This window comes from Autumnicola aciditolerans, assembly GCF_041679265.1.
GTDB lineage: Bacteria > Bacteroidota > Bacteroidia > Flavobacteriales > Flavobacteriaceae > Autumnicola.
In genome coordinates this window covers 194,787-218,444 of record NZ_JBGFSM010000006.1, presented here as the reverse complement: position 1 = coordinate 218,444, position 23,658 = coordinate 194,787, and the positions used below count along the sequence as shown (strand labels likewise).

23 protein-coding genes are annotated in these 23,658 nt (G+C 39.6%); 18 read left to right on the top strand and 5 right to left on the bottom strand.

The features are described 5' to 3' along the window. Positions 1–115: 115 nt before the first annotated feature. The 8 genes from AB8M93_RS08530 (at position 116) to AB8M93_RS08495 (ending at position 8,053) form a co-directional block, all read left to right on the top strand. Positions 116–997: a tetratricopeptide repeat protein gene (locus tag AB8M93_RS08530; RefSeq protein ID WP_373057145.1), complete on the top strand. Its 882-nt coding sequence runs from the start codon at positions 116–118 to the stop codon at positions 995–997. Between the two features lie 51 nt (positions 998–1,048). After that, positions 1,049–2,404 (top strand): UDP-N-acetylmuramate--L-alanine ligase, encoded by a 1,356-nt coding sequence (locus AB8M93_RS08525; protein WP_373057144.1) that lies wholly within the window; start codon positions 1,049–1,051, stop codon positions 2,402–2,404. 62 nt (positions 2,405–2,466) lie between these two features. Next, the gene (gene radC / locus AB8M93_RS08520) at positions 2,467–3,165 is read left to right on the top strand and encodes a RadC family protein (RefSeq protein WP_373057143.1); all 699 of its coding nucleotides are present in this window, start codon (positions 2,467–2,469) and stop codon (positions 3,163–3,165) included. A 9-nt stretch (positions 3,166–3,174) separates the two neighbouring features. Further along, entirely contained in the window at positions 3,175–4,464 is a 1,290-nt protein-coding gene (locus AB8M93_RS08515) for a polysaccharide deacetylase family protein (RefSeq protein ID WP_373057142.1), read from the top strand. Continuing rightward, a complete protein-coding gene (locus AB8M93_RS08510; protein WP_373057141.1) occupies positions 4,451–5,140 on the top strand; it encodes a YjjG family noncanonical pyrimidine nucleotidase in 690 nt (229 codons plus the stop codon). Before AB8M93_RS08515 ends, AB8M93_RS08510 begins: the two co-directional genes overlap by 14 nt. A gap of 55 nt (positions 5,141–5,195) precedes the next feature. Then, on the top strand, positions 5,196–5,747 hold the full coding sequence (locus tag AB8M93_RS08505; protein WP_373057140.1) for a hypothetical protein: 552 nt from the start codon (positions 5,196–5,198) through the stop codon (positions 5,745–5,747). A 2-nt stretch (positions 5,748–5,749) separates the two neighbouring features. Next, positions 5,750–7,171, top strand: coding sequence for a DUF5723 family protein (locus tag AB8M93_RS08500; protein ID WP_373057139.1), 1,422 nt, complete (start codon positions 5,750–5,752; stop codon positions 7,169–7,171). Positions 7,172–7,222: 51 nt separating this feature from the next. Further along, on the top strand, positions 7,223–8,053 hold the full coding sequence (locus tag AB8M93_RS08495) for a hypothetical protein (RefSeq protein ID WP_373057138.1): 831 nt from the start codon (positions 7,223–7,225) through the stop codon (positions 8,051–8,053). A gap of 71 nt (positions 8,054–8,124) precedes the next feature. Here AB8M93_RS08495 and AB8M93_RS08490 read toward each other — a convergent pair whose 3' ends face one another. Beyond that, the gene (locus AB8M93_RS08490; protein WP_373057137.1) at positions 8,125–9,399 is read right to left on the bottom strand and encodes a replication-associated recombination protein A; all 1,275 of its coding nucleotides are present in this window, start codon (positions 9,397–9,399) and stop codon (positions 8,125–8,127) included. Positions 9,400–9,476: 77 nt separating this feature from the next. Between AB8M93_RS08490 and AB8M93_RS08485 the strand changes: the two genes are divergently transcribed. Further along, positions 9,477–10,271 (top strand): rhomboid family intramembrane serine protease, encoded by a 795-nt coding sequence (locus AB8M93_RS08485; RefSeq protein WP_373057136.1) that lies wholly within the window; start codon positions 9,477–9,479, stop codon positions 10,269–10,271. Positions 10,272–10,312: 41 nt separating this feature from the next. Here the strand turns inward: AB8M93_RS08485 and rlmB are convergent, their stop codons facing one another. The 4 genes from rlmB to AB8M93_RS08465 all read right to left on the bottom strand — a co-directional run bounded on the left by rlmB (position 10,313) and on the right by AB8M93_RS08465 (position 17,048). After that, a complete protein-coding gene (gene rlmB / locus AB8M93_RS08480; RefSeq protein ID WP_373057135.1) occupies positions 10,313–11,062 on the bottom strand; it encodes a 23S rRNA (guanosine(2251)-2'-O)-methyltransferase RlmB in 750 nt (249 codons plus the stop codon). Positions 11,063–11,155: 93 nt separating this feature from the next. Next, positions 11,156–12,313 (bottom strand): hypothetical protein, encoded by a 1,158-nt coding sequence (locus tag AB8M93_RS08475; RefSeq protein ID WP_373057134.1) that lies wholly within the window; start codon positions 12,311–12,313, stop codon positions 11,156–11,158. A gap of 28 nt (positions 12,314–12,341) precedes the next feature. Then, complete coding sequence (locus AB8M93_RS08470; RefSeq protein WP_373057133.1) at positions 12,342–13,766, bottom strand: SusD/RagB family nutrient-binding outer membrane lipoprotein; 1,425 nt, start codon at positions 13,764–13,766, stop codon at positions 12,342–12,344. Between the two features lie 9 nt (positions 13,767–13,775). After that, positions 13,776–17,048 carry a SusC/RagA family TonB-linked outer membrane protein gene (locus tag AB8M93_RS08465; RefSeq protein WP_373057132.1) on the bottom strand — a complete coding sequence of 1,091 codons (3,273 nt, stop codon included), beginning with the start codon at positions 17,046–17,048 and terminating at the stop codon, positions 13,776–13,778. A 428-nt stretch (positions 17,049–17,476) separates the two neighbouring features. On the opposite strand from AB8M93_RS08465, the gene rpsL reads away from it, so the two are divergent. The 9 genes from rpsL to rpsS all read left to right on the top strand — a co-directional run bounded on the left by rpsL (position 17,477) and on the right by rpsS (position 23,656). Then, positions 17,477–17,851 carry a 30S ribosomal protein S12 gene (gene rpsL / locus AB8M93_RS08460; protein WP_373057131.1) on the top strand — a complete coding sequence of 125 codons (375 nt, stop codon included), beginning with the start codon at positions 17,477–17,479 and terminating at the stop codon, positions 17,849–17,851. 78 nt (positions 17,852–17,929) lie between these two features. Then, the gene (gene rpsG, locus AB8M93_RS08455) at positions 17,930–18,406 is read left to right on the top strand and encodes a 30S ribosomal protein S7 (protein ID WP_373057130.1); all 477 of its coding nucleotides are present in this window, start codon (positions 17,930–17,932) and stop codon (positions 18,404–18,406) included. A 9-nt stretch (positions 18,407–18,415) separates the two neighbouring features. Beyond that, on the top strand, positions 18,416–20,527 hold the full coding sequence (gene fusA / locus AB8M93_RS08450) for an elongation factor G (protein WP_373057129.1): 2,112 nt from the start codon (positions 18,416–18,418) through the stop codon (positions 20,525–20,527). 10 nt (positions 20,528–20,537) lie between these two features. Then, complete coding sequence (gene rpsJ, locus AB8M93_RS08445; RefSeq protein ID WP_007094989.1) at positions 20,538–20,843, top strand: 30S ribosomal protein S10; 306 nt, start codon at positions 20,538–20,540, stop codon at positions 20,841–20,843. A 154-nt stretch (positions 20,844–20,997) separates the two neighbouring features. Then, positions 20,998–21,609, top strand: a complete 612-nt coding sequence (rplC, locus tag AB8M93_RS08440) for a 50S ribosomal protein L3 (protein ID WP_373057128.1) — start codon at positions 20,998–21,000, stop codon at positions 21,607–21,609. Continuing rightward, the gene (gene rplD, locus AB8M93_RS08435) at positions 21,609–22,238 is read left to right on the top strand and encodes a 50S ribosomal protein L4 (protein ID WP_373057127.1); all 630 of its coding nucleotides are present in this window, start codon (positions 21,609–21,611) and stop codon (positions 22,236–22,238) included. Before rplC ends, rplD begins: the two co-directional genes overlap by 1 nt. A gap of 5 nt (positions 22,239–22,243) precedes the next feature. Next, positions 22,244–22,534, top strand: a complete 291-nt coding sequence (gene rplW, locus AB8M93_RS08430) for a 50S ribosomal protein L23 (RefSeq protein WP_373057126.1) — start codon at positions 22,244–22,246, stop codon at positions 22,532–22,534. Between the two features lie 9 nt (positions 22,535–22,543). Beyond that, complete coding sequence (gene rplB, locus AB8M93_RS08425) at positions 22,544–23,371, top strand: 50S ribosomal protein L2 (protein WP_373057125.1); 828 nt, start codon at positions 22,544–22,546, stop codon at positions 23,369–23,371. A gap of 6 nt (positions 23,372–23,377) precedes the next feature. Then, entirely contained in the window at positions 23,378–23,656 is a 279-nt protein-coding gene (gene rpsS / locus AB8M93_RS08420) for a 30S ribosomal protein S19 (protein WP_373057124.1), read from the top strand. The last annotated feature ends 2 nt before the right edge of the window (positions 23,657–23,658 follow it).

Genomic DNA, 23,658 nt, shown 5'->3' with positions numbered 1-23,658 from the left:
AAAAGCAAACGGCTTTAACATTATTCGGGAAATAATTGCGGGCATCTGCACATTTGTTGATAACTATTGATTAAAAATGTCAGGTGGATTAATAAAATTAACAAAATATTAGAAAATGAAGGCGCACTTTCTGACTTTTATCTGGTTTCTACTTGTTTTTAACGGTAATATCGCTGCCCAGGGAGATTTTATCCAGGGGGAGAAATATCTCCAAAAAGGAGAAATTGAAAAGGCTGAAGCAATATTCAAAAGGAATAAAGACAAAGAAAAAGCCCTGGAATATCTGGCTGATATTTCCAGTTTTAGGAGAGATTGGGATGACGCAATTGCAGGATATAAAGTCCTGGTTAAAAATCATCCTGAGAACGCTGGTTATAATTTTAAACTGGGAGGAGCCATGGGTTTAAAAGCCTTTTACGGTTCCAAATTTACTGCTGCGTTTTTACTGGATGATATTAAAAAATACCTTTCCCGGGCTGCCTCGCTGGATCCTGGTCACGCACAGTCCAGGAGGGCGCTTGTAGAGCTTTATATGCAGCTGCCATCCTTTTTGGGGGGCGATGAGGCCTTGGCAGGAAAATACCAGAAAGAGCTGGTGAAAATAAATGCCTTGGATGGATACCTGGCTCAGGCTTTTATTTTTGCTGAAAAAGAAGACCTGCAAAATGCACGTGCCAGTATTGCCGAAGCTTTAGCACTTGCTTCCCATCATCCTGAACTGCTGGTGCGCAACACCATGAACTATGAACTGGCGGAAGCAGCGGTTAAATATAAACTTAAACCACAATTTACCCTAAAGCTGCTCAAGGAATACCTCCAAAATTACGGTTATAAAGACTTAAAGGCTCCGGAATGGGCGTATCTTAAAATGGCAGAAGTACAGCTGTATCAAAAAAACCAGGAAAAAGCACTTGAAAATGTAAACCGCGCGCTGGTTATGGAGCCGGATTTTGAAGAAGCCATAGCGCTTAAAAAACGGCTTAAGGATATGATTTAATACTCCTTTGCTTCAGTCTTAAATAATTATATTTGCTGAAATTTAGCTTTTATGAAACTTCATTTTATAGCAATTGGCGGCAGCGCAATGCACGCCCTTGCTATTGCCCTAAAAGAAAAAGGATATCAAATTACCGGGAGCGATGATGCCATTTTTGAACCTTCCCTTTCTAAACTAAGGAAATATAACATGTTACCTGCTGAGTGGGGGTGGTTCCCGGAGAAAATTACGGAAGATTTGGATGCCGTGATCCTTGGGATGCATGCAAAAGCAGATAACCCTGAACTTTTAAAAGCGCAGCACCTGGGATTGGCGGTTTTTTCCTACCCCGAATTTCTTTATGAGCAATCTAAAAATAAAACCCGTGTGGTAATTGGTGGCTCACATGGCAAAACCACTATTACCTCCATGATTCTTCACGTGATGAAATATCATGAAAAACAGGTAGATTATATGGTTGGAGCAGCCTTGGAAAACTATTCCAATTCAGTGCGTTTAACTGAAGAAAATGATTTTATAGTAATTGAGGGAGATGAATATTTATCTTCTGCAATAGACCGCAGGCCAAAATTTCATATATATCAGCCAAATATTGCTCTTTTAAGCGGAATTGCCTGGGACCATATAAACGTTTTTACTAGCTATGAAATTTATGTGGAGCAATTCAGGATTTTTGTGGATGCTATCGTAAACGGCGGCATTCTGGTGTATAATGAGGAAGATGCTGAAATTAAAAACATAGCAGAAGCCACCACCAATCCCATAAGAAAACATCCTTACCATACGCCGGAATATCATGTGGAAGGCGAGCATACGCTGCTGGATACACCTGAAGGAGAATTGCCTCTGGAAATATTTGGGCATCATAACCTGAGCAATCTTGCCGGCGCAAAATGGATCTGCCAGCATATGGGAATAGACGAAGATGATTTTTATGAAGCAATTGCCACTTTTAAAGGAGCCTCCAAACGCCTGGAAAAAGTAGCCGAATCATCTTCAGCGGTAATATTTAAAGATTTTGCGCACAGCCCTTCCAAAGTAAAGGCAACCACGGCAGCGGTAAAAGAACAGTTTCAAAACAGGAAATTGATTGCCTGCCTTGAACTACATACGTACAGCAGCCTGAATGCCGAATTTTTAGAACAATATGAAGGTACTTTGGATAAAGCTGATGAAGCTTTCGTTTTTTACTCTCCTGAAGCGGTAAAGCTAAAAAAGCTTGAAAATATTTCTGAAGCCCAGATCTTTTCAGCCTTTAAAAAGGAAAATCTCAAAGTATATACCCAGCCGGAGCAATTGCATGAGAGCCTGCGGAACCTTGAACTGGAACATAGTGCGTTACTGTTTATGAGTAGCGGCAATTACGGCGGCCTGGATTTTGAAGAAGTAAAAACCTGGTTAAAATAATTGCTTCATTTTCAAGTGCGGGGATGCTTTTGGTATGAAAGGTTTTATATCTTTAGCACACAATGGAGAAGGAGCGCGCAGCATTCAGCATAAAAAATTGGGCAGAGGATGACCGCCCAAGGGAGAAGTTACTTCAAAAAGGCAGGACTAGCCTAAGTGATTCAGAACTTATAGCTATTCTTATAGGTTCTGGTAACCGGGAAGAAAGTGCGGTGGAATTGAGCAAAAGGATCCTGGCTTCTACCCAGAATAACCTGAGCGAATTGTCCCGGCTTTCGGTAAATCAACTGTGTAATTTTAAAGGAATAGGGGAGGCTAAGGCGGTGAGTATTGTAGCTGCATTAGAGCTTGGCCGCAGGAGGAGGCTGGAGGAGGCCCTGGAGAAAAAGAAAATTACTTCCAGCCATTCTGTTTTTGAGCTTATGCAGCCTGTAATTGGAGAGCTGCCTCATGAGGAATTCTGGATAATCTATCTCAACAACTCCAATAAAGTGCTGGAACAGCTGCAATTAAGCAAAGGGGGTATTACAGGCACTTTGGTGGATGTGAGGATTACTCTAAAAAAGGCTCTGGAATTAGGTGCCACTGCTATCATCCTTACCCATAACCATCCTTCGGGAAACCTAAAACCAAGCGAAGCAGATAAGCAGCTTACCGCGAAGTTAAAAACCGCTTGTGAAAGCCTGGATATAAAGGTGCTCGATCATATTATTGTTACTGAAAAATCTTATTTTAGCTTTGCAGACGAAGGTATTCTTTAATTTTTCCTGATGTTACTTATTTATACTCAAAAAATTACGCCCAGGATTATATACATTTTTAAACATTTGTGTACGGCGATATTGGGTATATCTATAAAATTCACCACTAAAATTGAAGAATTTATAGCTCATGACGGCATGAAGCTTTCTTACGGAAAACAAGCTTTGGGAAAAGAACTTTTTATACAAAAGGTAGATCTGTTAACAGAACAGGGGTTTTCTGAAGTAGAAATAAAGGTGCTGCCATGGGAAGATAGTGTCTGTTTTTTTGCTGTTCCTGAAGCAAGTGCCCTTCCATTTGATATTTTTGCGGCTTCTTTTTATTTGTTAAGCAGGTATGAAGAATATGCGCCTCACGTAAAAGATGAAGCCGAACGCTTCCCGGTTTCCGAAAGCCTGGCTTACCAAAAAGGTTTTCTCTCTTCCCCCGTGGTAGATAAATGGGCTTTAAAATTCAGGAAGGTGCTGGAAGAGCGATTTCCGGATATAGAATTTCAGCCCCGGGTTTTTGAGGCCAGCGCGGTAATGGCTGTGGAAAATATTTTCGCCTATAGAAATAAAGGGGTTCTTAGAAGCATCGCCGGGCTAAACCGGGATCTTCTTCAGTTTAATTTCCATAAGGTCTTTGATCGTATAAAAGTTTCCTTCAGAGCAAAAAAAGACCCCTTTAATATTTTTGAAGAGCTCATAGCTTTTATTAAAGCCCATAAGCTCAAGATGTTTTTCATGTTTCAGCTAAGCAATTTCAGTATCCATGACCGTAACATCAATTATAATCGCATCCCCGGCAGGTCTGTAATTAAATATGTTGGAGATTATGCCAAAGTAGGATTATTGCAGGGGTATTATGCTGTGCGGGATATGAAAAGCCTGAAAACAGAAAAATTACGAATGGAAAATATTGTGCACAGCTCGCTGGATCATGTATTAAATTCCCGACATGACCTTGGACTTCCTGAAAATTACAATAACCTGGTGGAACTGGAGGTACATAATGATTTTTCTATGGGGTATCCCGATGCTTTAGGTTTCAGGGCCGGGACCTGTACTCCTTTTCTTTTTTATGATATTAATATGGAAGTAACCACGCCTTTAATGCTGCATCCTTATATTTTTAATTCTCATATTTATAAGGAAGTGCGCGAGGAGCAGGTATATGAAGAAGTGAATAAGGCTTTAAACCAGGTAAAGGAAGTAGGAGGGACCTTCAGGGCTATTTTTAAAAACCAGGATTTTTCAGAATATTCCAGGCCTGCTCTTTATTACAATGTCTTGAAGCAGATTTATGAAGTTGAATAACATAAAACACGTTTTTTTTGATTTAGACCATACGTTATGGGACTTTGACAAAAACTCTGAACTTGCCTTTGGAGATATCTTTAAAAAATGGGGCCTGAGACTTGGAGTGCAAGATTTTTTAAAGGTGTACAGCAGTATCAATGTAAAATACTGGGAACGATATCGCAATAATGAAGTGTCTAAAGAAGCCCTGCGCTACGGAAGGCTTAAAGACAGCTTTGATTTGCTAAAGTTTGAAGCCACCGATGAGCTGGTGAACAACCTGGCAGAAGATTACATAGAACATTTGCCAAAAAATAACCACCTGTTGCAGGGGACCATAGAAATGCTGGAATATTTAAAGCCGAATTACAGGATGCATATTATCACCAATGGCTTTGAAGAAGTTCAGCGTAAGAAAATGACTACATCTGGTATTTTTAATTATTTCGATACCATCACCACTTCGGAAGAAGCCGGGGTAAAAAAGCCGCATTCAGGAATATTCGAAAAAGCGCTTGCAAAAAGTTCTGCTATTGCAGAAAATTCAGTAATGATTGGAGATAATTACGAAGCTGATATCATAGGAGCCGAGAAGGCTGGTCTTCAGTCAATCTATTTTGATTATTATCAAAGCCTTCATCCCTCCGCCATGAGGCAGATTAAAACGTTAAAAGAACTAGTTAAGTTTTTATAAGTATAAAGTTTTGTTAACTTCGCCCGCCAAGTAGTAATCTCTAAGTCAGATCTCTATGAACAAGCGTTTAACAATCTTTAAGAATCTTCTGCTGGTGCTTATAGTAGCCCTGTGTTCGGGATGTGTAAAGGATGTAGATCTTTCCCAGGCCCAGGATATTGTGCTTAGTCCAGATTTGCAGACAAACCTGGTATTGTACCAGGTAGATAAATCAGATTTTGTAGACCCGGAGACCAATCAAATGCGCACGGTAATTCGTGATACGGTGCGGCTCGAATTTCTGGATGATGATTATGTTCAAAATGATTTAGAATCTGCTGAGTTTTATTTCAGAAATATTAATACCTTCCCGCAGGTCTTTTCAAATAAAGTATATTTTTTATCAGCCTCGGGCAGGAAACAGTTTAGTATTAATTATCTCGTTTCACCAGGAAGTGAAGATAATCCGGTAACCACAGAAAGAGTTGAAGTAATGGGAGAGGAGCGAATTGCGCAGGTGAAGAATTCAATTTTTATGGTTGTAGAACTTGAAGTCCAGCCAAATCAAGAAGATTTTAAAGGCGATCTTGAATTTGCTTCAAAAGGACTTTTCAAGTTTGAGTTTTAGATATGCGGCGACTTCTTGTTGTTTTTTTTTTATTTTTCTCCACTTTATCCTTTTCTCAGAACAAACCTCTGTTATATAATGTAGATGCTCTTCCGCAAACGCTAATGAGCAATCCCGGGGCCGAAATAAATTTTCGGGGCCATATTGGAATTCCTTTTTTTTCACAAATTCATGTTTCTGCGGGTTCCACAGGAGTGACTTTATTCGATATTTTTGATGATTCCAATCCAAATGTGAACCTAAGGGTGAGGAATGCGATACGTAACCTTACTCCACAGGATTATTTTTCGGTTAATGAACAGTGGGAAATTCTCTCCCTGGGCTGGAAGCTGAATAGAAGCGATTATTTATCGGTGGGGCTTTACCAGGAATCCGATGCGTTTATTTATTTCCCCAAAGATCTCGCAATTTTGGTAAATGAAGGGAATAGTAAATATATCAACCAGCCCTTTGATTTTTCCCAGGCCTCTTTTACTGCTGAAATGCTTGCGGTTTATCACGTGGGTTACAACCGGCAGATAAACGATAAACTAACCGTTGGCGCAAGAGCAAAGTTATACTCTGGTATTTTCAATGTGGAAAGTACAGATAACCAGGGGATTTTTATAACCACACTTAACCAAAATGGAAGTGGTATTTACACGCAAAATGCGTCCCTAATAGATGTTATGGTGAAAACTTCGGGCTTTGCTTCCTTAAATAATGAAGAAAATAATACGGTAGAAAACGCTGCTGCAGATTTGCTGAAGCGTTCTCTCCTAGGCGGGAATATTGGCCTGGGACTGGACCTTGGCGCCACTTATAATTTTACTGAACAGTTCCAGGTAACCGCAGCGGTGAGGGATATAGGAGTGATGTTCCAGCGAAGTGATGTGGAAAATTACCATTATTACGGAGATTACCAAACCCAGGGACTTGAGCCTTTGTTTCCTGAGCTGGAAAACAATGAAGAAGCCATTCCTTACTGGGATCTTTTTGAAGATGAAGTAGATGAGAACCTGCAGGAAGAAACCCTCTATGAACCTTACACCACCTGGAGGCCTGTAAAGTTTAATACTTCTATGGAATTTGGTTTTGGCCGCGCTTTTGTGCCTTGTAATTACCGTATTCGCGAAGAAGTAAGGTATATGAATTCTGTTGGGATACTGTTTTCGGGCGTAAATCGTCCACGAGGCATTACCCTCGCCTTTTCTGCATATTACGATAAGCTTATTAAGGAAAAATTTGGCTTCAGGGCCATGTACAGTGTAGATGAATATTCTCTTACCAACCTTGGCCTGATGCTGCACCGTACCTTTGGAAATTTTAATGTTTACCTCGCCGCGAATAATTTGCTGTCTTTTGTTAATTTAGCGAAGGCCAACAGCACCTCCATCCAATTTGGATTGCAGCTTATATTTGATAAGCGAAAAGGCCATTATTAATTTATATACACCCGGCGGCTGCTTTACTTGCTGCCTGCTAAATTGCAAAAAATGAAAAACCTCTTATTTACCCTATTAATAGTGCTTTGTTTTACCGCAGGGAATGCGCAAAGCCTGAATGATTATAAATATGTAATTGTACCGGAATCCTTTGAGTTTTCTGATGGCAGGAATGAATACCAGCTTAATGCCTTAACAAAATTTCTGCTTGAAAAATATGGATTTGAAGCCGTAATGAAATCTGCAGAAAAGCCTGCTGCCATAAAAGGAAATCCCTGTAATGCTTTATATGCTGATGTTCTTAATGACTCCGGGTGGTTTGTAACCAAGTTAACGCTGGTTCTAAGGGATTGTTATGACAAAGTAGTATTCCAGTCTGCTCAAGGTACCAGCCGCGAAAAAGATTTTAAAACCGCCTATCAGGAGGCACTTCGGGACGCCTTTAATTCTCTGGAAGAACAAGGGTATAAATATAGCAGTGAGGTTATACCGGCAAATCCGGTGGCCGTAAATGGAGAAGTGGCTGCAGAAACTACTGCAAAAGAGCAAAAAGAATTACCAAAAGGCCAGGAAGATGAAGCGGTAGAAGTTGTGGAGAAATTGGAGGAGCCATCTACTTCAAATTCTTCCAAGGATCTCTTTATTCTTAATAATGCTGAATATTATCTAAAGCCTACAGGGGAAGGATATGCATTTTATCAAAAAGGAATGGCCGAACCTTTTGCAGCACTCCTGAAATCTGAAAAAGAAAATTCTTTTATTTATTCTTCAATAAATAAACAGGGCCTGGCCTATTTTGATGAAAATGGAAATTTAGTAGTAGAGGTTTTTGATCGAAATCAGAACAAAACAGTTAAAACTATATATACGCTTCAGGATTAATTTTCTTCAGAAGAAAAAATTATTTCCTTGAGACTATTATTTGAAATTTGAAAGCTGCTATTTCATGAAAATCAATAGGGATATTTATTCTTCCAGCGGTTTTTTAAAAATTCCCGTTGTGCATTTTCGCGTTGGTTTTGGCCAGGATTATAAAGAATAGTGTTTTTTATCTCCTCAGGTAAAAACTCTTCCTGGGCAAAATTGCCTTCATAATTATGGGCATATTTATAGTTATTCCCATAGCCGAGGTCTTTCATTAATTTTGTGGGCGCATTCCGGATTGCAAGGGGCACAGGGAGATTGCCGGTTTTTTTAACCAGGCTTACCGCATTGTTAATGGCCATATAAGATGCATTACTTTTTGGAGATGTTGCCAGGTAGGTGGCACACTGGCTTAAAATAATGCGTGCTTCAGGATAACCAATGGTGGTAACCGCCTGGAAAGTATTGTTGGCGATCACCAGGGCTGTGGGATTTGCATTTCCAATGTCTTCACTGGCCAGGATAAGTAACCTGCGGGCAATAAATTTTACATCTTCACCTCCTTCTATCATCCTTGCCAGCCAGTAAACCGCCCCATTGGGGTCGCTACCACGTATGGATTTTATAAATGCCGAAATGATATCATAATGTTGTTCTCCGGTTTTGTCATAAAGAACAGTGTTTTGCTGCACTTTTTTAAAAACCATCTCATTGGTGATTTGCACGCCTTCTTCAGAAGAAGTTACCAGCAGTTCGAAAATATTCAAAAGTTTACGGGCATCTCCTCCGCTTAATCTTAATAAAGCCTCTGTTTCTTTCAGGTCAACCTTTTTTGAAGCGATGATACTATCCTCTATCATTGCCCTTTCCAGCAGAGCTATAAGATCTTCTTTGGTGAATGGCTTTAGGACATACACCTGGCAACGGGATAAAAGGGCAGAAATTACCTCAAAACTTGGGTTTTCGGTAGTTGCTCCAATTAACGTAACCCAGCCTTTTTCCACCGCACCAAGCAAAGAATCCTGCTGCGATTTGCTAAAGCGATGAATTTCATCAATAAACAGAATAGGGCTTTTGGTAGTGAATAGTCCATCACTTTTCTTTGCTTTTTCAATAATTTCACGCACATCTTTTACTCCACTGCTAATAGCGCTAAGGGTGAAAAAAGGCCTCTCAGATTCTGCAGCAATTATGTTAGCCAGGGTAGTTTTTCCTACTCCCGGAGGACCCCAAAAGATCATGGAGGGAATAAGTCCCCGCTTTATCTGCAGCCGCAAGGCTCCTTCTGGACCTATAAGATGTTGCTGGCTAAGATAGTCCTCTAATTTTTTAGGGCGTAGACGTTCTGCTAATGGTTCATTCATAATGCTAAATTAGTAATTATGATGACAAATTATCATCCCGTTTGGTTTTGGATGGTTTTTTGTAATATTGGTTTAGAATGAAACATCAACCTAATCTTACTAATCCTTTTGTGTTCTCTCCGGGAGTTGTGGGATATCCCGTTGTATTTGTTCTGGCGATATGGATTGTCTTCTGGTTTGAAATAAGGTTTGGTTTTGATTTTACAGCTTATGGTGTGCGCCCCAGAACAATAGAAGGCTTAAGAGGGATTTTATTTTCACCCTTTATACATAGTGGGATAAAGCACCTTTTTAATAATACTATTCCCTTATTTGTACTATCCATGAGCCTTTTTTATTTCTACCGGAAGATTAGCTGGCAAATACTTTTTTATGGCTTTGTTTTTTCAGGTTTAATCACTTGGCTTATAGGAAGGTCTGCTTATCATATTGGAGCCAGCGGATTAATATATGTCCTTGCTTCTTTTTTATTCTTTAAGGGAATTTTTTCCAGACATTACCGTCTGGTTGCCTTATCTCTTATTGTAGTGTTTTTATACGGCGGAATGCTTTGGTATGTAACCCCCATAGATCCCGATATTTCCTGGGAAGGTCATCTTTCGGGTTTAATTACCGGGGTTTGTCTGGCACTTGTATATAAAAGGAAAATTGCTAAAGTTCCAAAATACCAGTGGGAACAACCGGGTTACCGGGAAGAAGAAGATGAATTTATGCGCCATTTTGATGAAAACGGCAATTTTATAGAAAAATTACCTGAAGAAGAATTTTCGACGGAAGATGAGGAAGATTTTTATGCTGGGGAGATTCAGGAGGGTGATTCCGGGATTACCTACAAATACTTATATAAAAAGTCCGAAGATGAAGAAGGTTAAGAACCTCATTTTTAAATGCCCTTCTAAAACAAATTTAGATTTTAAGCGGAGGTATGTGCAATTCTTTGTCGTACCGCTTCATACAAAATGGCACCACAAGCCACAGAAACATTAAGGGATTCAATTTTACCCATTAGCGGGAGTTTTGCTTTATAATCTACCGTTTTGAGGATAGAGTTACTAACTCCCTTTGCTTCATTTCCCATAACTATGCCAGTTGGTACTTTTAGATCTAATTCATAAATGCTGGTATTGGTTTTTTCAGTTGCGGCAATAAGCTGAACCTGGGAAGCCTGAAGATAAAATAGAGCATCCTTGATATGACTCACTTTACAAATGGGAATACTAAAGGCAGCTCCGGCAGATGTTTTTACAGCATCTGCATTAAGCGGTGCGCCTCCTTTCTCGGGAATAACGATGCCATTCACTCCGCAACATTCTGCAGTTCTTATAATGGCGCCAAAATTGCGAACATCGGTAAGCTGGTCCAGGAGTAGGAATAATGGAGTGGATGTGAGGCTGAAGGCATTTTCAACTACTTCTTCCAGTGTTTTAAATGCGATGGGGGAAATGGTGGCAACTACTCCCTGGTGATTGCCTTTACTTAACTTATTGAGTTTTTCAACAGGAACATAGGAAATATTATATTCCTCTTTTTTTATTTTTTGCTCCAGTTCTTTTATAAGGCTGCCGGAAAGATCTTTCTGCAGATATATTTTATCAATGGTTTTTCCGCTATCTATAGCTTCTATAACCGCTCTTATTCCAAATATTCTTGTTGAATCGTTCATGCGGCAAAGTTAGGATTAAAATTGATTTTCAAAAGCAGGTAATAAAAAAACCACCCGGGTTGGGTGGTTTTTATTGGCATGAAAAGGTTGTTTTTAGTAACCTTCCCCGTATTCAATGTCGTAGCTTACTACTTCACCGTCAACAGAGGTCACATTGCTTATTCTTAAAACACCGTAGAAGTTATAAGTTTCTACATTTTCATCTTCGTCTTCAACATCCCTTGTGGTTTTGTAAACATATACATCGCCGCTTTCAAGGTTTGTAACAGAGGTAACAGGAGTGCCGGCTTCAAAAGCTGCTCTTGCGCTCAACACATCGGCATCGTCAAAGAAATCACTCTCTACTTCCACAAAAGAAATATCAGCATCATTCACCACTTCAAATCCAACAGGATCCATATATCTTATTTCTCCCTCTTCATTGCTCTCTGCGGAAATCTCTCCTGTAGAAAGGTTCAACTGATTAAGAAGCGGATCGTCAGTAAGAGTAACAGAATTTGTTGTACTGAATGCTTTAGGAGTAATGGCTACCATAGATTCAACTACGTCTGTCATACTTCCACTGGTGGCAGTAACTTTATAATATAAAGTATCGTTAACCATTAAATTGAGATCCTCATAATCGGTTTCCGATAACTTGATATATCCACCTTCAGCAGAAAGATCTACCCCACTATTAGTGTAGGTGCCATCTGCATTCTTTTTAAACATTAGGGTTACCTCATCTACAGGAGCTGAAAGAGTATAAACTTCATAAGCCAACTCCACAGAAGAAAGGCTGTCCATTGTTGTTTCAGTAGGATTGCTATATTCATCTCCTGCGTTTCCAAGAGAAACAACTTTGCCTACAGATACCGTAAATGGATCTTCTGAGAAATTTCCATTAGAATAGGTAGTCCTTATTCTGATGTCGTACTCACCTTCTTCTTCATCTACACCGTCATCATCAGGAAACTCGTAGTTTCCTAAGATAGAAGAATTAAAAGTAGCACTTTCTCCGGATACTGTTGCAGTACCTATAACCTCTCCATCCTGAAGAATTTCTACAGATTCAGCTGTAACACCTTCCGCAGTGATAAAATCGATATTGAGGTCTTCGTCTGTATCAAATCGGCTAAGACTGCGATCTGTTAATTTAGCATAACCACCAATATATTTATAATGGTCTTCTAGATAATCGTCTTCATTTTCGCATGAAGCCAGGCCTATGGCAATAAATAAGCATAGGCCCCAGAATTTTAAATTTTTCATCTTTTGCATTTTATATTATTTAAGGCAATTATTCAGTATCCACATCCCAGAAAACCGGTGTTTGCTGATCATCTCCACCAATTGCGTCAGAAGCATCTACATAATTGTCGTTATTCAAATTTTGTTCATCTACAGGGTAGGTGAATCTTAAAGGTACCGGAGTACCAAATTCTTCTGGTAATACTAATTCCGGTGCATCATACTTTCTCCATACGGACCATCCCTGAAAAGGATTGTCAAACATGGCAATCCAGTATTGTAAAGCAAATTGCTCCACAGATCCGTCATAAGATACTGCAGGTTGTGCAAGGTATGCCGTAACTTCGGCTTCAGTTCCACCCCAATACATAATGGATGCAGTGATGGCATTTTCATAATGTGTTTCTGCATCACCTCCTGCTGAATAACCAATTTCAGCCGCTCTTGAAAGATTAAATTCAACTTCAGCATAGTCAATAAATATGCCTTCTCTGGTGGGATCTAGAAATGGATCACCAATATGTGTGTAGGATGAATAGTTATTACTGCCCCCATAAACACCACCTAAGTACCTGCCATCAATATTTTCGTCAAAATAAGGCATACGTCTTGGGTCGTTAAGTTCATTCATATAATCTACAATGGTTGCAGATGCAAGAAAATCTGAACGGCCACTCTGTACAAGGTCTTCCCATAATGGATTAGTATTTGGGAAGGTTCCAAGATATTCTACAGTGGCGTTATCAGCATTTGAAGTAAAGACTCCATCTGAGACTGCACTTTCTACGGTAGATTTTGAAAGTTCAGGGTTAGATTGTGATATCCTCATACCTAATCTCAAACTTAAGGAATTAGCAAATTTCACCCATTTATCCATATCACCTCCATAAACAACGTCGGCTGTAACATACCCCTGTCCAGCTGAAAGAAGTTCATCTACTGATTCCAATCTGCTTATAAGGTCTTCGTAAATGGCCTGGTCATCATCATATACGGGTAAGGAATTATCTGGTTGCAAAGCTTCTGAATAAGGAATATCTCCAAAAGTGTCTACTAACACCTGCCATGCATAAACCTGAATAACTTCAATTTGTCCTAATCTAGCGTCTTTTTCCTCCTGGCTCAATTCTTCATTTTCCATTACGATGCTACGTGCATCTTTAAGGTCATAAAGTACATCTCGATAAATCTCAGACCAAACAATGTCTGGATTTTGTCTTGAAGATAAATTGTAATTGGGTTCATCAAGATATGTGGTGGTGGTCCAATATTGAGCAAGGAACCTGTATAGGCCATCATTTACGTTAGGGCTAGCCATATTGTCTGATAAACTTACAGTAGCTGCAGTAAATAAAAAGTCTGAAGCTACTTCGGTGGGGTTCTTTGGATCCCTGTTTAGATCCTCATATTCCTCATCGGTCTGGCAGGACCATAAGGCTAAGAGTGCTGTTATAGCTACAATATATTTTTTCATAGTTTTTTATTAAAAGTTAAACTTAAGGCTTGCTCCTATTTCTCTAACAGAAGGGTAAGCACCTGACTGATATCCCTGAACATTTCCTGAACTTAATCCGGCTTCAGGGTCAGAAAATGGAAGGTTTTTATGGATTATCCATAGGTTTCTTCCTATTACAGAAATAGAAGCCCTGGTAAAAGGAATGGCATCAAGAACTTTATCGCCAAAGTTATAAGTTAAATTTACTTCTCTTAGTTTTACAAAAGAAGCGTCATACACGTGCTCTTCGTTTGCAGCTCTTGCATATCCAAACGGGTTACCATAATAATCTGTTCTTGCACGTGTTGCATTTGGAGAAGTGTTAGTAACGGTATACTCTCCATTGTTATTATATTCAACATCTCCCTGTACTCCTTCTAGCACTACACCTCCACCATTTGAGATGGTGTTTCGTAATGGGTTTTCGAGATCGTTTGTACCTACACTAGCTTCATAAAGGCCGGTGGCAGTTCCATACCAGGTATCTAGAGTAAAAATATCCCCGCCCTTTTGAACATCCACAAGAAAACTTAAAAGCAGGTTTTTGTATTCGAATGTGTTTGATACACCTCCTGTCCAATCTGGCTGAACATTTCCAATAATGTAGTTGGAGTTTGGAGTAACTTCGTAATATCCACTTGGGTTAATCACTCTATTTCCATCCTGGTCATACACATATGAGGTTCCTTTAATTGCACCATAAGGTTCTCCAGGGGCAGCGTTTATGGAAACACCTCCTTGAAGACCATTATCTAATTGCAGGTTATCAATTCCTTCTGCCAGTTCAAGAACTTCACTTTTATTTTTAGCCCAGTTTATATTCATGGTCCATCTGAAGTCTTCAGTTCTTATTGGGTTTAGAGTTAAAGAGGCTTCAACACCTTTATTTTCTATGGTTCCGGCATTTAATAGTTTAGAGCTGAAACCGGTTGCTGTTGATGTTCTAACAGGTGTAATCTGATCTTCCGTTTGGGAATTGTAGTAAGAAACGTCAAATCCAATCAAACGGTTGAAGAAATTTGCTTCAAGACCAAATTCATAAGACTTCATACGTTCCGGTTTCAACTCCAGGTTGTTTAAAGATGAACTATTTGTCGCCCAACCCGCATTTCCGAAAGCTGAAAACTCAGATCCTGCAGCCTGGCTTGCCAGAAGATAAGTGTTGAAGACATTATAAGGATCTGTATCGTTACCTACTTCCGCGTAATTAGCTCTTAATTTTGCAAAATCAAGCCAGTCAGCTTCTATCATGTTTGAAAGAAGTACACTTGTTGAAATAGATGGATACCAGAAAGTATTGTTTTCGGCAGGAAGGGTAGAAGACCGGTCTCTCCTAATAGTTCCTTCAAGGTAGTAAGTACCCAGATAGCCAACTCCAGCCCGGGCATATACACCATCAAGCATTCTTACCATTTCATACTCGGTAGGTGGATTTAATGGGCTAACGGAGTTTGTTAACGCATAAAAGCCAGGAGCATTTAATCCTCCGTTTGTAGCGGCATCAATATAACTTCTCTCGTTTCTGCGTAAATTCATACCAAGGTTTCCGTCCAGATTAAGATCCTCCGTAATATCTTTATTGAAATTTAGAATAAGGTCATAATTGTATTCCGCAGCCCTGTTATTGTAACGGCTGTATTCAGATACATCTGCGCTTCCAACATTAATTCTTTCTTCCTGTAGTTCATCATATGTGTCAAAAGTAAATCTTCCTAATAAACTGAAGACATCACTAATTTCATAGTTCAGGTTGATATTACCAAAGTACCTGTTTCGGGTATCTGTCTGATAATTTTCATATAAGGTCCAGTATGGGTTATCAGAATATATAGGAGAAAGATTTTCAGGACTGTTCGGGTTCCACGTAATATTTTCGCCTGTAGAGAAATAAGCATCTCGCTGCTCTCTCAAATCCACATTAGTTTGAAACCACTGCCTGAATTGTTGCATAATATTCAAGGAGCTGTATCCTGTACCATAACGCCCTTTTCCATCTGTTTTAGTAAAGGTGACGTTAGTCTGGGCACTAAATCTGTCTGTGAAATCGTGTGTTCCACTAAATTTAATCGTATTTCTTTTAATTTCACTGTTAGGTAAGTTCCCTTGTTGGTTAAAATTAGTCGCACTTACTCGGAAAGAACTTTTATCTGTACCTCCATCTAAAGCGACAGAATTTATTGCTGTATAACCTGTTTCCCATATACTGTTTGGGTTGTTTTGTCCTGCTGCCCACGGAGTTGCCTGCTGGTAGGTGTCTAATTGTGGATATATGGAGTTCCACTGGTAGATTGGCTGTCCGTCAAAAGCAGCTCCATAAGACGCATCTTCAGTATAAGGAGTTACCCGATCCAGATTTCCATCTCCATCTACATCGTAAAGGTTAAAATAACCGGTCTGATAATAAGGTCCGTAACCTGCACCATACTGATCCTGATATTTAGGTAAAGTTTGATCGTTAACACTGGTTACCATAAGAGTCGAGTTTATAGCTACTCCAATGCCTTTTTTCTTGCTGCCTTTCTTTGTTTCAATAATAATCGCTCCATTGGCAGCTCTTGCGCCATAAAGTGCGGTAGCAGCTGCACCTTTAAGTACGTTAATACTGGCAATGTCATTAGGGTTAATGTCTGATGCGGCATTACCGTAATCGTATCCTCCAGCACCTCTCTGTTGGTCAACGGAGTTATTATTGGCGTTGCTTACCGGGGTACCATCAATTACAAAAAGTGCCTGGTTGTTACCGGTTAAAGAAGAATTCCCACGGATAATTACGTTGGAAGAACCTCCCATTGTACCAGTTGCATTGACTTTAAGCCCTGCCACTTTTCCTGAAAGGGAGTTCACGAAGTTCTGGGTAGGCACGTCAGAAACTTCAGATCCATCCACTTCCTGTGTTGCATATCCTAATGATTTCTTTTCCCGCTCAATACCCAGGGCTGTTACCACCACTTCATCCAGTTGAGCGGCATCCTGTGCGAGAGTAACATCAATATTATCCACATTGGTAACGGCGTATTCTGCTGTTTCCAATCCTACAAAGGAGAAAACCAGAACATCACCTTGAGAGGCTACGATAGAATAATTTCCATCAAAATCGGTTTGCACTCCCGTGCTGGTTCCTTTAATAAGGACGTTAACTCCGGGAAGGGGAAGACCACCTTCGTCTGTGACCGTCCCGGTAATAGTCCTTTCTTGCGCAAACGTAAGTTGCACAACAAACGCCAGTAATAGCGTCAAAATACTACTAAACTTTGTTTTCATTTTTAAATTTATTTGAATTAGCCAACGCCAAAAGTGATAATAAATGGTTAATTAAACAAGCAAATGGTTTCAATTTCTTTTACTAGTATTAATAAAATGTTAATTTTTACTTGTATTTCCTTAGGCTATAGCAAATAAGCGCAACAAGTTATTTTGTTAATATTCTTTTGAAAGTAATAAAAAGAAGGTTTTAGATGACAAAAAAGAGGGATTTATAGAAAATTGTTGAAGAAAAATAACATAAAGGTCCTTAGTGGTAGAAAAAAAATAAAATAGTTTGCTGTCCTGATTCTATTTTTTAATTATTAGTGTGAATAGCTGCTTGAAAATTAATTATTTAAGATTTGAATAATTCAGTTTTATTTTTACCTTTGCAAACCCTTAAAAAAGGGAGGTAAAATTTAATCAATAATTAGGTAAGAGAAATTATGCCAACAATTTCACAATTAGTACGAAAAGGAAGAGCCAAAATCGCCAAGAAGAGTAAATCGGCTGCTTTGGATTCGTGCCCTCAAAGGAGAGGTGTTTGCACAAGAGTGTATACCACTACTCCTAAAAAACCAAACTCCGCTATGAGGAAAGTAGCCAGGGTGAGGTTAACTAACGGAAAAGAGGTGAATGCCTACATTCCGGGAGAGGGTCACAATTTACAAGAGCACTCGATAGTATTGGTTAGAGGCGGAAGGGTGAAAGATTTGCCGGGAGTTAGATATCACATTGTTCGTGGTGCCCTCGATACCGCTGGTGTTGAAGGTAGGACACAACGTAGATCTAAATACGGTGCTAAACGCCCTAAGAAGTAAAATCGGTTAAAAGTTGAAAGTTATCAGTGAGAAGCGCTGCTAACGATTAAACATTAACAATTAACTCAAAAAGAAGAAATGAGAAAAAGACAGGCTAAAAAAAGACCTCTTTTGCCAGATCCAAAATTTAACGACCAGTTGGTAACACGTTTCGTTAATATGATGATGTGGGATGGTAAAAAATCGGTTGCCTTTAAAATTTTCTATGACGCAATAGACGTTGTGGAACAGAAGAAACAGGACGAAGAAAAAACTGGTTTGGAATTATGGAAAGACGCTCTTTCTAATGTGATGCCTCACGTAGAAGTGAGAAGTAGGAGAGTTGGAGGGGCTACCTTTCAAATCCCTATGCAAATCAGGCCAGATCGTAAAGTATCAACTGCTATGAAATGGTTGATAAGCTTTGCCCGTAAAAGGAATGAGAAATCCATGGCTCAAAAATTAGCTTCAGAAATTCTTGCTGCGGCTAAGGAAGAAGGTGCTGCGGTGAAGAAACGGGTAGATACTCATAAGATGGCGGAAGCTAATAAAGCATTCTCTCACTTTAGATTCTAAAAAAACAACATGGCACAAAGAGATTTAAAATTTACTAGAAATATAGGTATTGCGGCTCATATTGATGCTGGTAAAACCACCACTACAGAGCGTATCCTATATTATACAGGGATCAGTCATAAAATTGGGGAGGTGCACGATGGTGCGGCTACTATGGACTGGATGGAGCAGGAGCAGGAGCGTGGAATTACCATTACCTCTGCAGCTACTCATTGTACCTGGCCTTACAGAGATCACGAATATATTGTTAATATAATCGATACTCCCGGTCACGTAGACTTTACCGTAGAGGTGGAGCGTTCTTTGCGTGTGCTAGATGGAGTGGTGGCTTTGTTCTCTGCGGTAGACGGGGTGGAACCTCAGTCTGAAACCGTTTGGAGACAGGCCGATAAATATCGCGTACCGCGCCTTGGTTTTGTTAATAAAATGGACCGTCAGGGAGCAGATTTCTTTAATGTATGCCGCCAGGTAAGAGAAATGCTTGGAGGTAATCCGGTGCCTCTTCAGGTGCCTATCGGAGATGAATCTGATTTTAAAGGTGTGGTTGATCTTATTTCCAAAAAAGCAATTATCTGGAATGATGAAGACATGGGGATGACCTATGATACTATCGATATTCCGGAAGAACTTCAGGCAGATGTTGATAAATATCGTGCGGAGCTTGTAGAAGCTGTTGCTGAATATGATGAAGCTTTGATGGAGAAATTCTTCGAAGATGAAAACTCCATTACCGAAGATGAGATTATCGCTGCGCTTCGAGCTGCAACTATAGATATGTCCATTATTCCTATGATGTGTGGTTCAGCGTTTAAAAATAAAGGAGTTCAGGCAATGCTTGATGCCGTCATGCGTTACTTGCCATCTCCTGTTGATGTTGAAGCCATTCAGGGAACAAATCCTGAAACAGGAGAAGAAGAAAAACGTAAACCAAATGTGGATTCCCCATTTTCTGCGCTTGCCTTTAAAATTGCAACCGATCCTTTTGTTGGGCGTCTTGCCTTTTTCCGTGCATACTCAGGAACTCTTGAAGCAGGTTCTTATGTATTAAATGTTCGCTCGGGTAAAAAAGAGCGTATTTCAAGGATTTATCAAATGCACTCCAACAAGCAAGAGCCTATAGATAAGATTGAGGCTGGAGATATTGGTGCTGCAGTAGGTTTTAAAGATATTAAAACCGGTGATACCCTTACAGATTTAAATCATCCTATCGTCCTTGAATCCATGAGTTTCCCTGCGCCGGTAATTGGTATTGCAGTGGAACCTAAGACCAAGGCCGATGTAGAGAAAATGGGAATGGCTCTTGGAAAACTTGCTGAAGAGGATCCAACTTTTACTGTTAAAACTGACGAAAATTCAGGTCAGACGATTATTAGTGGTATGGGTGAACTTCACCTGGAGATCATTATCGATCGTATGAAGCGAGAATTTAAGGTTGAAGTTAATGTTGGTGAGCCTCAGGTAGAGTATAAAGAAACTGTTACCAGAAGTGCAGATCATAGAGAAGTTTACAAAAAACAATCTGGTGGTCGTGGTAAATTTGCCGATATTATTTTTGAATTGGGTCCTGTAGATGAAGATTTTGAAGGAGATGGACTTCAGTTTGTAGATGAAATTAAAGGTGGACGTATTCCTAAGGAATTTGTGCCTTCTGTTCAGAAAGGATTCCAGGAGGCGATGAGAAATGGTCCTCTTGCAGGATTCACAATGGATTCCTTAAAAGTTGTTCTTAAGGATGGATCCTTCCACCCTGTGGATTCCGATCAGCTTTCTTTTGAATTGGCTGCTAAAATGGGATACAGAGCGGCTGCTAAGAAAGCCGGAGCGGTGATTCTTGAGCCAATAATGAAAGTGGAAGTGGTTACTCCTGAAGAAAATATGGGAGATATTGTTGGTGACCTTAACAGAAGAAGAGGTCAGGTAAACAATATGTCAGACAGGTCTGGGGCTAAAGTTATTAAAGCTGAAGTGCCGCTTTCAGAAATGTTTGGTTACGTTACTACTTTAAGAACACTTTCTTCAGGTAGGGCAACTTCAACTATGGAATTCTCTCACTATGCTGAAACTCCTTCGAATATTTCAGAAGAGGTAATGAAAGCAGCAAAAGGAGCAGCTAACGAATAATTTTAGGAAAATGAGTCAGAAAATCAGAATAAAATTAAAGTCTTACGATCATAATCTTGTAGACAAATCTGCTGAAAAGATCGTAAAAACCGTAAAAACTACGGGTGCTGTGGTTACCGGACCAATTCCGCTACCCACGCATAAAAAAATCTTTACTGTGTTACGTTCTCCTCACGTAAACAAGAAGTCCCGGGAGCAGTTTCAGTTAAGCTCCTATAAAAGACTTCTTGATATCTACAGTTCTTCATCAAAAACTATTGATGCTTTGATGAAACTGGAACTGCCTAGCGGAGTTGAAGTAGAAATTAAGGTGTGATAAAATAATTCAAAATTTTGAATTCAGAATTTTGAATTGACTAAACATGTCCTGAGCTGCGAGCGAGGGAAAAACGGTGAAAAATACAATCAGGGCGGTAGTATTTTTCTGCCCTGTTTTTTTTTAAGTAAACAATTAATAATAAATAATAATTATGTCTGGGTTAATAGGAAAGAAAATTGGCATGACCAGCATTTTTGACGAGAACGGGAAAAATATCCCTTGTACCGTGATTGAGGCAGGTCCATGTGTAATTACCCAAGTCAGAACCAATGAGGTTGACGGGTACGAAGCGCTTCAACTTGGTTTCGATGACGCAAAGACTGCAAACAAAGCTGCTACAGGGCATGCTAAAAAAGCAGGAGTCGCTCCAATGCGCAAAGTTGTTGAATTCCAGGGATTTGAAGGCGATTTTAAATTAGGTGACTCTGTAACTGTAGAGCATTTCAAAGAAGGTGAATTTGTGGATATCGCAGGTACCTCTAAAGGAAAGGGCTTTCAGGGAGTTGTAAAGAGACACGGTTTTGGTGGTGTTGGTCAATCCACACACGGCCAGCATAACCGTTTAAGAGCTCCTGGTTCTATTGGGGCTGCATCTTATCCTGCGAGAGTTTTCAAAGGAATGAAGATGGCCGGCCGAATGGGTGGAGAAAAAGTAAAAGTTGAAAACCTGAGAGTTTTAAAGGTGGTGGCAGACAAGAATCTTTTAGTGATAAAAGGATGTGTGCCAGGCCATAAGAACTCATACGTAATCATTAGCAAGTAATGGAAGTAGCAGTTTTAGATATAAAAGGAAAAGAAACAGGAAGAAAGGCTAACCTTTCAGACGCTGTTTTTGCTATAGAGCCCAATGACCATGCTGTTTATCTTGATGTTAAACAGTACCTGGCAAATCAGCGCCAAGGAACTCATTCGGCTAAAGAGCGTGCAGAAATTTCCGGAAGCACCCGTAAAATTAAAAAACAAAAAGGAACTGGTACGGCACGTGCCGGGAGTATTAAATCCCCTATTTTTAGAGGAGGTGGGCGTGTTTTTGGTCCGAGACCTAGAAATTATGGATTTAAATTGAACAAAAATCTTAAGCGTTTGGCAAGAAGATCTGCTTTATCTATTAAAGCAAATGATAATGCTATAATGGTTGTGGAAGATTTTCAATTTGATGCTCCAAAGACTAAAAATTTCAAGGATGTTTTGAAAGCCCTTGGTATTCAGAGCAAAAAATCCCTTATAGTGTTGGGTGAATCAAATAAAAACGTATATTTGTCATCACGAAATTTGGAGACCTCCGAAGTTGTAAACGTCTTGGAATTAAGCACTTACAAAATACTGAATGCAAATAATATTGTGTTTTTAGAGGGTTCTCTGGAAGGAATTGAGTCGAATTTAAGTAAATAAGCGATATGAGTATCTTAATAAAACCTATTATTACAGAAAAAGCTACGGCCGATAGTGAGTTGAATAACTGCTATTCTTTTGTAGTAAATAATAAGGCGAATAAGATTGAAATTAAAGACGCGGTTGAGTCTGCTTATGGCGTTTCAGTTACTAAAGTTCGCACAATGAATGTCCGCCCGGATCGCAAAACCAGATATACAAAATCTGGTATGATCACTGGTAAAACTTCTGCGTATAAAAAAGCATTAGTACAGGTGGCGGAAGGTGAAACTATTGATTTATACAGTAATCTTTAAGATTAAAAAATGTCAGTTAGAAAATTAAAACCAATCACCCCTGGTCAGCGTTTTAGAGTAGTTAACGGGTTTGACGCCGTTACTACTGATAAGCCGGAGAAAAGCCTTTTGGCGCCGATAAAAAAATCAGGTGGTAGAAACAGTCAGGGAAAAATGACCATGCGCTACAAAGGTGGTGGTCATAAAAGACGGTACAGAATTGTAGACTTTAAACGTGATAAGCATGGAATTCCTGCTACCGTTGCAAGTATAGAATACGATCCAAACAGAACTGCCTTTATCGCATTATTGAATTATCAGGATGGAGATAAAAGGTATATTATTGCTCAAAATGGTCTGGAAGTAGGTCAAAATATTGTTTCCAGTAATGATGCTGCGGCGCCTGAAATTGGAAACGCAATGCCTTTGGCTAATATTCCGCTGGGTACTGTAATTTCTTGTATTGAACTAAGAGCTGGACAGGGAGCTGTAATGGCACGTGGTGCCGGAGCTTTTGCTCAACTGTTGGCAAGGGAAGGTAAATACGCGACCATTAAACTTCCTTCAGGAGAAATTAGAAGAATACTTTCTACATGTATGGCAACTATTGGAGCTGTTTCCAATAGTGATCACCAGTTGCAAATTTCTGGTAAGGCAGGTAGAAAGCGCTGGTTGGGCAGAAGGCCTAGAACAAGACCAGTGGTAATGAACCCTGTGGATCACCCAATGGGTGGTGGTGAAGGTAGAGCTTCAGGAGGTCACCCACGTTCTAGGAAAGGTTTACCTGCAAAAGGTTTTAAAACCCGTTCTAAAACTAAAGCGAGTAATAAATATATTGTAGAACGTAGAAAGAAATAATAAGATATGGCACGTTCATTAAAAAAGGGACCTTACGTTCACTATAAGTTAGATAAGAAAGTTACAGAAAACGTTGAATCTGGGAAGAAAGCGGTAATCAAAACCTGGTCACGCGCTTCCATGATAACTCCAGATTTCGTTGGGCAAACTATCGCGGTTCATAACGGGAAGCAGTTTGTTCCTGTTTATGTTACTGAGAACATGGTAGGTCATAAATTAGGAGAATTTTCACCTACAAGATCTTTTAGAGGTCATGCGGGTGCAAAAAATAAAGGTAAAAGATAATT